Origin of the sequence: Rhodoplanes roseus, from assembly GCF_003258865.1 — a bacterium.
GTDB lineage: Bacteria > Pseudomonadota > Alphaproteobacteria > Rhizobiales > Xanthobacteraceae > Rhodoplanes > Rhodoplanes roseus.
This window is the reverse complement of the sequence record NZ_NPEX01000854.1, coordinates 1-266: the sequence shown is the minus strand read 5'-3', so window position 1 is coordinate 266 and position 266 is coordinate 1. Positions and strand designations below refer to the sequence as shown.

Sequence of the window (266 nt, the reverse complement as noted above, 5' to 3'; positions counted from 1 at the left end):
GTGGCGAGATTAAGGGCGCGGTACTCGTTCCACTCCGTCATGATGACGAGGCCGTCAGCCCCTTCTGCGGCGGCATAGGGCGACGCGCACCAGGTCACGCCCGGAAGCAGCGGTTTTGCCGCCTCGGCCGCCTGGGGATCGTGGGCGCGAATGGTGGCTCCCGCCGCCTGGAGCGCGGGAATGGCGGTCAGGCTTGGGGCCTCGCGGATGTCGTCGGTGTTCGGCTTGAAGGCGATACCGAGCACGGCGATCGTCTTGCCTTCGAC

Annotated in this window: 1 protein-coding gene; it reads right to left on the bottom strand. The window is 68.0% G+C overall.

Annotated elements, in window-relative coordinates:
• A partial coding sequence (locus CH341_RS32720) for a UDP binding domain-containing protein (RefSeq protein ID WP_281023745.1) occupies positions 1–266 on the bottom strand: 266 nt, incomplete at both ends.